Genomic DNA, 10,869 nt, shown 5'->3' with positions numbered 1-10,869 from the left:
CCGATGCGGCTACCGCCCGCCTCGGCCCGGGCCGCGAGGAGCTGGTCCCGCTCCGCCCCGAGGGCCTGCGACTCGGAGCGCACCTGCTCCAACTGGGCGGCGATGGTGGTGACCTCGGCGCGGACCCGCTCGATCTCCGCCTGGCGCAGCTCGATCCGCAGTTCGGCGAAGTAGGGGCGGATCGCCACACGTTCCTCGTGGAGACGGTCCAGGCGCTCGACCGCGCTCTCGTACCGGCTGATCGAGGCGACCAGTGGTTCCAGTGCCTCGAGTTGGGCTCGGGCCCGTTGGACGGCATCGTAGGACCGGGTGAGGTCCTCGAAGTGCCGGATGATCCCCTCGATCCGCTCGGAGGCGTCCGCGGGTTCGAGCATGTGCGTGCGGACGAACTCGTTGAGATCGCCCACGGCCTTCATCGAGACGGTCTGGTGGAACAGTTCCATGGCCTGTTCGGACCGGATGCCCAGCAGGCGCCGCATGGCACGACCGTAGGGCGGGAAGTCCTTCTCCACCGTGGCACCGTCTCGGCGGAGCCGCTTGAGCAGGTCGCCCAGGTCGGATCCGAAGTCGGTGAAGTCGGACTCGATCGACATCGCCCGGTCCGCGGTCACGAAGCGTCGCCAGGGTTGTCCTGTGGCGTCCTGTTGCTGGAAGACCTGGGCGAGGGTCACCTCGTCGTCGTATCCCTGGTTGGCAAAGACGCCGAGGATCACCGAATACGACCGTCGGTCCCGCAGCCCCACCGGTCGGACACTGCCGGTGGACTCGTTGCGCTCGGTCCTGTGGTGGCCTTCCACGTAGGAGCGCAGAGTGCGTTCCTTGCGTGCGGCGCCGGCCGCCTTGTTGTAGTCGATCCGGTGCGAGGGGAGCATGAGGGTGCTCACCGCGTCGACCAGAGTGGATTTGCCGCTGCCGATGTCGCCGGTGAGCAGCAGGGTCTCCCCATCCGATTCCAGTTGCCAGACGCGCTTGTCGAAGGTCCCCCAGTTGAGCACTTCGAGCCGGACCAGCCGGAAACCGGGACGCCCCTGCGGCGCGAGGTCGACGGAGGAGAACAGGCCCTCACTCATCGTCGGCACCCCCGTCGGCGTACTCGGCAAGCTTGGCGGAGAAGTCGGACAGGGTCTGACCGTCCACGTAGGCCTTGAGGATCCGGCGCACCTCCCAGGTGTCCCGCCGGCCCTTGAGCTGGCGCAGGAATCCCATGGACACCAGGCGGTTGATGGACGTGTCGACCTGCTTGAGCACTCGGGCCTCGTCGGTGCTGCGGGCGAGGAAGAGCTGGATCATCTCGATGATCTCGTCCTGGGTGAGCACCAGCTGGCCCTGGTCGCCGGCGGACTCGAACTCCACCATCCGCTTGCGCAGCAGCACCAACAGGAGACTGTCGGCGTAGGTGAGCGCGCGGCGTCTGATCACCCGCGGGAGCGGTTCGTCACCGTCCTCCGGCTCGCTGGTGCGCAGGTAGGCGTAGCCCTCGTCGTCGTCGATCACCACGTCGAGCCCGATCACGGCGAAGTGGTCGCGGACGGCGCCACGGTGGCGGAGGAGGTCCTCCCACGCGTCCGACTCCTGATAGACGACGCCCTGCATGAGGCGGATGGCGCTGGTCGCGACCGCCCTCTCCTCCGGGCTCACCGGCGCCTCACCACGACGCGCGGCATCCGGGCCCGCATCGACCGGCCGGCCTCCTCGTACTCGATCACCGTCTCCTCCTGCTGGTCGGTGGTCACCTCGATGTCGTCGGTGTCCAGGGCGAGGTAGCCCACGAGTTCCGCGGCGCCGTGCTCGACGGGGTACATGGTGACGACGTCCTCGAGCAATGCCGTACCGCGTTCGGGGACGAGGTTGCGCAACCTGGCGGCGAGGCGGGCGGGGTCCACGATCACCTGCTCGGCCAACACGGAGGTGTCGACATGCTCCTGCTCGGACGGTGGCAGGAGACTGTCCACCTCGGACGCGGGCCGCACACTGTGCAGCGGTCGTTCGGTGGGCAGCGACACCTCCACGCCGGCCTGCTCCAACTCGAGACCGAAGTCCGGGGGTGTGCCTTGTCGCAGCGCCAACGCGGTCCCCTCGATCTCGCGGACCAGGTCGAGGACGCGGCGGTTCTCCAGCCAGATCTGGTCGTCGGTGAACCGGCGGAGCTGCTCGGAGATCTGACGGACGGTCAGCTGGGTGCGCTCGGCGGCCTCGGCCCACCCGTGGTGGACGGTGCGGATGCTGCGGTCCGCCTTCAGTTCGTCGATCGCGGTGAGCCGCTCGAGCAGGGCGGAGAGTTCCTCCTGGCCGGATGAGGACAGGAGCATGTCGTAGAACGCCTGAAAACTGCGCCCCTGATCGGAGGAGTCGATGCGACTGCGCCCGCTGACCAGCTCCTCCAGCAGGTCCCCCTTGCTGCCCTCCCATGTGGCTATGCGTTCGCGAGCCGAGCGGTCCAGTGCGCGGAAGTTCTCCTCGACCTCGCGGAAGTCGGCGAGGAGCTCGCGAGCGGTGGAGGAGAACTGCTGGTAGCGGTCGCGCACGGCGGTCATGTCGAGTAGTCCGGCTTCCGGGTCGGCCTCGATCTGCTCGATCTCCCGCTGGATCTCCTGCTTGCGCCGCTGCAACTCGGCGAGCCGTATCGCGGGGTCGACCTCGGTGCCCTGGGCGATCTGGCGGAGTAGTTCGATCGCGGTCTGCAGTCGCGACTCGGTGCCGACGAAGGGCCGCGCGTGCAGGCTCTGGACCCACGAGTAGGCCTTTTCCAACGCGGGTGTCGCGTCGTAGTGGATCTCATCGGTACCGAGCGGATAGAAGCGACGGAGAAATCCTGAGTCGGTGGACGCCCATTCGGCCAGATAGTCGGCTGCGTCCCGCTTGAACCGCGGGTTCTCGGGATTCTCCGCATTGAGCTTGTAGAGCTCGTCGTCGAGGGCGTCGATGATCTCCCCCTCCGGGCTGGCACCGTGTCCCTCCTCCACGAAGAACCGGCCGAGAAACGACAGCAGCAGCGGCGCGTGGGTGGCGCGGAGCATCCGCCACGCGGGATGTCGTTCGCGCAGCGCGTCGATCGCCGCGTAGTCCACACGGTCTCCTCGGGTCAGCGGTCGGCAGGGGTCGTGCAGCCAGTCTAGGAGGGCGGCCGGACACAACTGTCTGGGCGGTCGGTGCGGGCAGCACCCCGCGAGAGGCGTTCCGTCACACCGTGGAGTTCGATTCAGGACCACGCTGGTGTTGACTCAGCGCTTCGGCAAGAGGCGGTAGGTGTGTCTTCACGACGTCTCGCACAATGTCAGCCTCAACACCGAAATACTGGTGAACGAGGATGTTGCGGAACCCTCGGATCTGCGGCCAGGCGATCTCTGGGTGTGCATCTGTGATCCCGGCCGAGAGATGGTTCGCAGCCTCACCGATGATCTGCAAGTTCCGTTCGATTGCATCCTCGGCCATGAGGACGAGGTCGATGTCATGGTTGTCCAGTCTGCGTACGTACCGCTGGCATCGATTGATGGCCCGCAGGATGTCGTCGATCCGCTGATCGGACTCGCGACTCATAACGCGACGCTGTCCCGGAGCGCCGACTCTGAGATCGCTCGCTTAAGTAGTTGCGACGGGAAGACGTCGATATCGTCGCGGCCGAATAGCGCACGGACTTCCTCTAACAGACCGGAGGCGCGCATCAAGAGATTGCCGTCAGACGGGTCCATTTCCACCAGGATGTCGATGTCGCTTCCCGCCTGCGCGGTGCCACGCGCGACCGAACCGAACAGCCTTGGTCTAGTAGCCGCGTACTTCGCCAGGAGCGCACGGAACTCGTCATCACGCGCCTCGATCAGCTCGCGCATTGCGAGCGATTCGGGAGTCGGGGCGGTGCTCGTCATAGCTACAGGTTACCGGCCGCCCGTGGGAACTGAAGGCCCCAGAACGAAGGATGCAAGTGAGCCGTGTGAGATCACGTTGGGTAGACCGATCAGGCGTTGCCAACTCTCGGACTACAGACCGCGCCCTGCACCAGAGGCGAGGCGAGGCGAGGAACCCCGTCTCAGACGCAGGGGCGTAGCCGGCAACCCTGTTTGCTGCGGCGATCGCCACTTCGAGGTACGGGATCGGTGATTTCGACCGGCGGCCCTACCGGCCGAGCACCGTGTCGAGCCAGTCGAACGCGCGCTGGCTGAACAGCGCTGCCGCCCCCGCTTCGTCGTGTTCACCGGCTCCTTCCGCGTTGGTGAACTCGATCATCGTCTTGGGCGCTGTGAGGGCGTCGAAGAGACTCTGCGCGTCGACGATGCGCGGGTCGTTCTGGCCGGTGGTCAGCAGGACGGGGCAGTCGATGCGGTCGGCGAGGCCGTCCAGCGTGAACGACCTCAGTTCGCGCAGGTAGTCGACCGGGGTCGCGCATCCGTGCGTGAGCATCCCTCTCCCCACGGAGAAGTTCAGCCCCGGTGACTGCTCCATCCCGGCGCGGACCACCGAGTTGAGCAGCTCATCGGCGTCCCCCGTGTCCAGGTCGGCGCGGTACTCCTCCGGGAGGAGCAGCGAGGCGCTGGCTCCCGGGGCGTATTGCGGGGCGTCGGCGATCACGGCGGCGAGGCGGTGCTCGGCTGTGGCGGCGCGGGGCGCGAGGTGGCCGCCCCAGCTGCGGCCCATCGCTGCAATCCGGGAGGCGTCGACCTCCGGACGGGCGACCAGCCAGTCGACCTGAGCGGTGACGACCGCCTCCCAGTCGTGTCGGAAGTGCAGGTCGCGCTCGACCAGCGCCGCGCCCTGGCCCGGGCCGTCCATCATGAGGACGGCGTAACCGCGCCGCAACGCCGCGACACCGCCGGCGACGTACGTCTCCTCCATTGTGCCGTCGTATCCGCCGACCAGGATCAGCGTGGGGAACGGTCCCGGGCCGGGTGGGGTCGCGACGTAGCCGTCGAGCTCGGTCCCCTCGTACGGGACCGTGACCTGCTGGAAGGGATGGTCCATCAACTCGACCGCTCTGCGGAAAGCGTCCCTCTGACGCGCGTTCGCCGCGACGAACCGGGGATCCATCGGAGGGGCGTACATGAAGACCCCGGAGATACGGAAGTACGTGGTCGCGCGGAGGAACCCCTCACGCGCGCTCACCCGGTGACCGGCGGCGAGACTCTTCTCCGCATCCGCGAGAATCCGTTCCCCGAGCGCGTTCCACTCGGCGTTCCAGGCGTCCCTGTCCCCGTCGGGGATCCTGCGCGCGGTGATGAACGCCTCCCCGACGTCGGCTCCGCCCGTCGGGATGGTGTCCAGCACTCGGAGGAACTGGCCGTCGAACCCACTGTCCTGGAAGGCCAGTGCGGCAAGCGTGGGCTCGCCGGGGCCTTCATCTCCGTCCGCGGCCCGGGTTGTGGCAGTCGATGCAGTGTTCGTGGCCATGTCCACACCTCGTCATCACTGGTGGTCATCCCTGGTCGGATCGCCGCTCCCATCATCGCGCACCCGGTGCACGTCACGTGCGTGAATCCGACGTGATGCGGTGGCCGCCGGCGATGCCACCGGGAGACCGACGATGCCGCCAGCGATGCCACCGGGTCACCGACGATGCCGCCGGGTCACCGACGCCGGACGGTGATCCGCCCTCCTCTGTGGGGTGCGAACGCGACGCCGCGGGAGTGCCACTTCTCGTCCCGCTCGGTGGTCGGGACGATCTCATACATGCTCAGCAGGGTGCGCAGCACGACGTCCATCTCCATCGTCGCGAACGCCGCGCCGATGCATCGCCGGGTCCCGCCGCCGAAGGGCAGCCACGCCGGCGGTGGCGTGGTGTCGAGGAAGCGGGTCGGGTCGAAGCGCTCGGGGTCGGTGAAGTGCACGCTGTCGTCGTGCAGCAGCGAGATCGCGACCATCACGTTGTACCCGCGCGGGATGCGCCACGGGCCCAGGTCGAGGTGCGGCGCCTGCACGTTGCGTCCGGCGAGGTCGATGACCGGCCGGCTGCGCTGCACCTCCAGGATCGTTGCGTGCCTGTAGCCGGTCCCCCCGGCGTCGACTTCGGCGACCAGCTCGTCCAGCACCGCGGGGTTCCGGCTGAGCCGCTCCAGGGCCCAGGCGAGCGTCGTCGCCGTGGTCTCGTGTCCCGCAACGAGCAGTGCGGTGAGCTCGTCGCGGATCTCCTCGTCCGTCATGGCCGATCCGTCGTCGTAGGTGCTCTGCAGCATCATCGCCAGGATGTCGTCGCGCTCGTCGAGTCGGTCGTCGCGGCGGCCGCGGGCGATGAGTGCGGTGATCGCGTCGTCGTAGACCTTCTTGTAGCGGGCGAACCGACCGCGCGGGCCCACCGACCCCACGCCCACCGCGCCCACGCGTACCGGCAGTTCCGGGGTGATGACCACCGCCGAGCCGGCCTCCACCATGGGCGGGATCACGCGGCGCAGCGTGACGAGCTCGTCGTCCCGGGCGCCGAACACCGTCCGGATGATGATGTCCAGCGTGATGCGGGTCATCGACGGCATGGAGGCGAACGGCCTGCCGACGACCCACGAGTCGAGTTCGCGCCGGGTCTCCTCCTCCACGACCGCCTCGTAGCCCGTGATGCGCCTGCCGTGCAGAGGCGGGGTGAGCAGCTTGCGGCGCCGTCGGTGGTCGGTGCCCTCGAGCGCGAACATCGACTGCTCCCCCAGGACCCGACCAAGATTGGGGTCGACGTTGGTCAGCGACTGCTGCGGGGCGGTGAACAGCTCTCTGGCCAGCGCGGGGTCGGAGATGATCACCGCGCGCCCGTAGATGGGCAGGTGCACGGTGACGGCGTCGCCGTATCTCGCCTGCAGGCGCTGGAGCACTCTGCGCCGGGCGATGCCGAAGCCCGCGCCCTGGATCGACCTGGGCAGCGGGGGCCCGGGCGGGAGCCGCGGTGCGCGGTCGTCGTCGGTCGGGCTTCCTCCGGAAGCGGAGGGAACCGACCTGTCCGTCACGCTGTCCATGGCATTGCATCCTCGGCCTCGGGTGGGGTGCGGGGCGTCGCCCAGCCTACGTGCCGGAAATGCGGTGGTGGCGCGGATAGTGCGACGACGACGAGGTCTTCCCCTGCCGCCCGGCACCGCACCCAATCCGCCACGACCCCGGCGTCGAATCCCGGGCATGCACTCCGCTTCGCAGTCCCCTCGGCCCTCCGCCTTCCACGTCACGGCGGACGGTGCGGACGTGGCAGGGCTCTTCGCCGACTCCCGGGACGCCGACGCCGGGCACGACTCGCCTGAGCCTGCCGAGTCCGAGCGAGGGGACTTTCTCGGCGCCATGCGCGCATCCTGGGACGACTGGATGCCCGTCGCCACCACGGGCTGGGGCGCGGTGGTGCTCATCGCCCCGTTGCTCGCGGTGCATGCCCTCGTCTGGGCCTTCGGCGGGCGCCGGCCCCGCTAGGTGCGCCGGCTCGACCAGGTGCTCCTCCTCGAACAGGTGCCCCGCCTGCGCTAGGTGCTCCGCCTCGCCCCCACCCGCCACAGGATGGTGCGCTCCTTCGAGCGAGCCGCGTGCAGCGGATCAGCACTGTCTGCGGCGCGGGAATGGCGTGGCGTGGTCTCGCTTGTCCCGACCACGGTCAGCCCGGCCGCGTCGATACGGCCGAGCAGGTCATCACGGGTGCGCAGTCCAAGGTGTTCGGCGAGGTCGGACAGGATCAGCCATCCTTCGCCCTGCGGCGTGAGGTGATCGGCGAGCCCGCTGAGGAAGCGGTGCAGCACGTCGGAGTCCGGGTCGTAGATCCCCTGCTCCAGCGCCGAGGTCGGGCGACCGGGAATCCATGGTGGATTGCACACCACCACGTCGGCCCGCCCGCAGTCGCTCGCCTCGTCGTCGTCGTCGTCATAGGGCCACAAATCGGCCTGGATCACCGCGATGCGGTCCGCCAACCCCAGCCGATCCACGTTGTCCTGGGCGCACTGCACGGCGCGGGGACTGATGTCGGTCGCCACCACTTCCCGGGCGCCGCGCCGGGCCAGGACCGCCGCGAGCACCCCGGTCCCGGTGCCGATGTCCCACACGACGGGGTGGTCGACGCCCTGCGGCCAGGGGGCGTCGGCGACCAGGTCGATGTACTCGTCGCGGGTGGGGGCGAAGACGCCATGGGCGGGATGGATCCGAGCCCCCAGGGCCGCAACCTCGATGCCCTTGCGGTGCCACTCGTAGGCGCTGATCACCCCGAGGAGCTCGGGCAGCGACACGAGAGTCTCCTCGCCGATAGACACGCTCGACTCGTCGGTGGGCTTGTCGACCGGCTGCCCGTAGGCGTGTGTGCAGGCCTCGCGGGCGTCGGGCGCTCGGCGCAGGCAGATCGAGTAATCAGGCTGCAGGGGGATCAGGATCTTGCCCAGTATCGAAGCACGGTGGGCACGGGCCTTCCGGTTGGCGAGAAAGACTTCCCCGGGGTCGGTGGATTGCGGTGACCGGGACGCCCGCTTCTCGAGGCGACGGTCGAGAGCACGCATGAGCTGCCGGGCGTTTTGGAAGTCCCCTCGCCACAGCAGGCTCGAGCCTCTCTGGGCGATTCGGAGAGCCTTGTCTGCGGAGATGTCGTCGGTGATAACGACGATTCCAGTCGGCGCAGGTGCGGCGTTCTCGGAGCGCCAGCCGACGGTGCGGTCTACACCGCTCTCACGCCAGCTGACGGTGTTCACGGGCGGTCCGAGTACGGCACAAGAGAGGACACGTGAATCCTTCAGACGGTCGCGCGCTCGACCCGAGAATGAGGAATGACCGCGCGAGAGCAAGTGACCCGTGATCCGGGCCGAGTCCAGTGTCTCAGCTCTGCCCCCGGACGGTCACGGGCAGTCGATCTTTATCGGTAGACCTCACGCCGATGCGCACCATCAACGACGAGGACTGTTACCCGTTGATCCTCGATCGAGCAGATGATCCGGTAGTCGCCCACGCGGTACCGCCAGAGGTGTTGGTCGCCACGAAGTGCCTTACCGAGGTACCTGGGGTCTTCGCACCCATGTATTCGCTCCTCGAGGAATGCCCTGATTCTCTGCTGCGCAGTCTTGTCCTGACGACCGAGCTTGGTGATGACCTTCTGGACGTGCGGCGTGACCTCGACCAGATACGCCACTTCAGGTCCAGTCCACCTGGCCCAATGGGATGGCGGAGTCGTCTGACTGCCGGAACTCCTCCAGACGGTGTTGGGCCAGGTACCAGTCCTCCATCTCGTCGAGCCCGCTGCGGATGAACTCGCTCGCATAGAACGACTTGGACCTGCCGGTGACGCGCGCCAGATGGTCCAGACGGGCGATGGTCTGGTCGTCCAGCTTCGTGTTGAGTTGTTTAGCCGTCATGACCCCTCTTCCGTCGATATACGAGTATAACCAGCATCCCAATACCAGTGTTCCTCATCCGGGCCCGTCGTAGGGCAGCTGGTCTAGCGTCCAGGCCCAGTTGATTCGCTCCTGCTCCAGTCGGACCTGGTCGCCGAAGCGATCGGAGACGAGGTCGTCATAGACGGCGGCCTCCTTCGCTGAGAGCCGGCCGAGTGCTGCGCTGGTCGGGGCGTTCTCCCGCCCCCACCGGTCGCGATGGGCGTGCAGGGTCTCCGCGTCCATCAGGAAGGACCGGGTCTGCGGAAGGTGGGCCCGGAGTCGATGCAAGATCGCGAAGCCGTGTGTATCGAGATCATCCCAGTAGTGCACTTCCGCGTCCTGTAACACTGCCCAGCGCCCGAGTCGCGCCACGTCGAATCCCTTGCCCCAGATCACTACCCCGTCGGCGGGCACGGGCAGCGTGAGGTAGGTGACCTCGTTCTCCACCACCACGGCTATAGAGAAGCGCATGGCTACTCCGCGGTCCTGCCCACCGCGGCCCATGGAAAACGGTTGAGAACGTCGAGCTCGCAACCCTCGGTTGTGTCCATTGGCACAACACCGCCCGCCTTCACGGCTACCTCGGCGACGTTCCACCCGCGGAGTTCGAGGAGACGTTCTACGATCAGATCCAGGGCGACAAGACCCTGGTGGAAATTCAACTGAACACGGTCTCCACGAAACCCAGGGCGAATCTTGCTAAGCCAAGCCCGCCGCGCTGACCACAACTGTGCCACTCGCCAACAAGGCAAGCCGTCCTTAGTTCGCCACTTTCGCCCGCGTGCTCCGCTAGCCCCGGTAGTTCACGGGGATCTGAGGATTGCCGGGTGAAAATAGGCCGAAGTGCTTCCTGAACAGGGGAAACTGGGACTTGTCGAAGGTTCCATGTCCCCACACAGAAAGCACTCGGTAGGTGAAGCGTACGTCGTGGTCGTCTGGTCTGTCCGTTACTGCTGATGGTGTCGGGGTGATCTCCCACGCCGGAGCCATCGCGCCACGCCTTCTGGCGGATCGGGTGGGGCTGACCGCCGAACTGTCGAAGGCCATGACTCGCAGACGGTTCATCCCAGTCCATGACCGTGGCCGGGTCTTGATCGACCTCGCGGTGATGCTCACAGATGGCGGCGAGTCCATCTCCGACATCGGCGTCCTGCGCCACCAATCTGACGCTCTGGGCCCGGTGGCGTCGGCACCGACGGTGTGGCGCACTCTGGACGAGATCACTGCCGGCAAGCGCAAGAAGATCCAGGTGGCGCGTGCCCGCACGCGGCGGCATGTGTGGTCCCTCCTGCCCGGCGGAGTGCCCGCATCCAAGTGTGCGGGCCGGGACCTGGGAGCCACAATCGTGCTTGATGTGGACGCCACCATCGTGGTCACCCACAGCGAGAAAGAGCTTGCTGCGCCGACGTACAAGCGCACCTTCGGCTACCACCCGATCGGCGTGTGGTGCGACAACACGACCGAGTTCCTCGCGGCGAGCCTGCGGCCGGGCAACGCCGGGTCGAACACCGCCGCCGACCACATCGACGTCCTGGGCCAGGCGATCGCCCAGGTCCCCGCCAACCATCGACGTGAT

Annotated in this window: 13 protein-coding genes and 1 pseudogene; 3 read left to right on the top strand and 11 right to left on the bottom strand. The window is 67.5% G+C overall.

The window, feature by feature from the left end; all coding sequences use genetic code 11:
• From G6021_RS16340 to G6021_RS16310, 7 genes are all read right to left on the bottom strand, one after another.
• On the bottom strand, nucleotides 1-1,070 hold a 1,070-nt coding region (locus G6021_RS16340), incomplete at its 3' end, for an ATP-binding protein (RefSeq protein ID WP_182641746.1).
• Nucleotides 1,063-1,638, bottom strand: a complete 576-nt coding sequence (locus tag G6021_RS16335; protein ID WP_259845141.1) for a DUF4194 domain-containing protein — start codon at nucleotides 1,636-1,638, stop codon at nucleotides 1,063-1,065. The genes G6021_RS16340 and G6021_RS16335, both read right to left, overlap by 8 nt.
• Nucleotides 1,635-3,068, bottom strand: coding sequence for a DUF3375 domain-containing protein (locus tag G6021_RS16330; RefSeq protein WP_179525745.1), 1,434 nt, complete (start codon nucleotides 3,066-3,068; stop codon nucleotides 1,635-1,637). Before G6021_RS16330 ends, G6021_RS16335 begins: the two co-directional genes overlap by 4 nt.
• Nucleotides 3,069-3,180: 112 nt before the next feature.
• Nucleotides 3,181-3,537 carry a HepT-like ribonuclease domain-containing protein gene (locus G6021_RS16325; protein WP_179525746.1) on the bottom strand — a complete coding sequence of 119 codons (357 nt, stop codon included), beginning with the start codon at nucleotides 3,535-3,537 and terminating at the stop codon, nucleotides 3,181-3,183.
• Nucleotides 3,534-3,863, bottom strand: coding sequence for a nucleotidyltransferase domain-containing protein (locus G6021_RS16320; protein WP_179525747.1), 330 nt, complete (start codon nucleotides 3,861-3,863; stop codon nucleotides 3,534-3,536). Before G6021_RS16320 ends, G6021_RS16325 begins: the two co-directional genes overlap by 4 nt.
• A gap of 247 nt (nucleotides 3,864-4,110) precedes the next feature.
• Nucleotides 4,111-5,379: an alpha/beta fold hydrolase gene (locus G6021_RS16315; RefSeq protein ID WP_182641745.1), complete on the bottom strand. Its 1,269-nt coding sequence runs from the start codon at nucleotides 5,377-5,379 to the stop codon at nucleotides 4,111-4,113.
• 176 nt (nucleotides 5,380-5,555) lie between these two features.
• Nucleotides 5,556-6,923, bottom strand: a complete 1,368-nt coding sequence (locus tag G6021_RS16310) for a cytochrome P450 (protein ID WP_182641744.1) — start codon at nucleotides 6,921-6,923, stop codon at nucleotides 5,556-5,558.
• 157 nt (nucleotides 6,924-7,080) lie between these two features.
• On the opposite strand from G6021_RS16310, the gene G6021_RS16305 reads away from it, so the two are divergent.
• A complete protein-coding gene (locus G6021_RS16305; protein WP_182609773.1) occupies nucleotides 7,081-7,362 on the top strand; it encodes a hypothetical protein in 282 nt (93 codons plus the stop codon).
• 50 nt (nucleotides 7,363-7,412) lie between these two features.
• Here the strand turns inward: G6021_RS16305 and G6021_RS16300 are convergent, their stop codons facing one another.
• The 4 genes from G6021_RS16300 to G6021_RS16285 all read right to left on the bottom strand — a co-directional run bounded on the left by G6021_RS16300 (nucleotide 7,413) and on the right by G6021_RS16285 (nucleotide 9,764).
• Complete coding sequence (locus tag G6021_RS16300; protein WP_182641743.1) at nucleotides 7,413-8,615, bottom strand: methyltransferase; 1,203 nt, start codon at nucleotides 8,613-8,615, stop codon at nucleotides 7,413-7,415.
• Between the two features lie 161 nt (nucleotides 8,616-8,776).
• The gene (locus G6021_RS16295) at nucleotides 8,777-9,049 is read right to left on the bottom strand and encodes a type II toxin-antitoxin system RelE/ParE family toxin (RefSeq protein ID WP_182641742.1); all 273 of its coding nucleotides are present in this window, start codon (nucleotides 9,047-9,049) and stop codon (nucleotides 8,777-8,779) included.
• Nucleotide 9,050: 1 nt separating this feature from the next.
• The gene (locus tag G6021_RS17685) at nucleotides 9,051-9,272 is read right to left on the bottom strand and encodes a ribbon-helix-helix protein, CopG family (RefSeq protein WP_182609776.1); all 222 of its coding nucleotides are present in this window, start codon (nucleotides 9,270-9,272) and stop codon (nucleotides 9,051-9,053) included.
• Between the two features lie 54 nt (nucleotides 9,273-9,326).
• Nucleotides 9,327-9,764, bottom strand: coding sequence for a DUF2220 domain-containing protein (locus G6021_RS16285; protein ID WP_182609777.1), 438 nt, complete (start codon nucleotides 9,762-9,764; stop codon nucleotides 9,327-9,329).
• Here G6021_RS16285 and G6021_RS17680 point away from each other — a divergent pair.
• Nucleotides 9,744-9,916: pseudogene (locus G6021_RS17680) on the top strand (IS3 family transposase); the annotation flags it as partial. The gene G6021_RS16285 and the pseudogene G6021_RS17680 overlap by 21 nt on opposite strands.
• 290 nt (nucleotides 9,917-10,206) lie before the next feature.
• A partial coding sequence (locus G6021_RS16280) for a transposase (protein WP_347238996.1) occupies nucleotides 10,207-10,869 on the top strand: 663 nt, incomplete at its 3' end.

The sequence above is a fragment of the Dietzia sp. CW19 genome, assembly GCF_014145265.1.
GTDB lineage: Bacteria > Actinomycetota > Actinomycetes > Mycobacteriales > Mycobacteriaceae > Dietzia > Dietzia natronolimnaea.
This window is presented reverse-complemented; position numbering and strand designations above follow the sequence as displayed.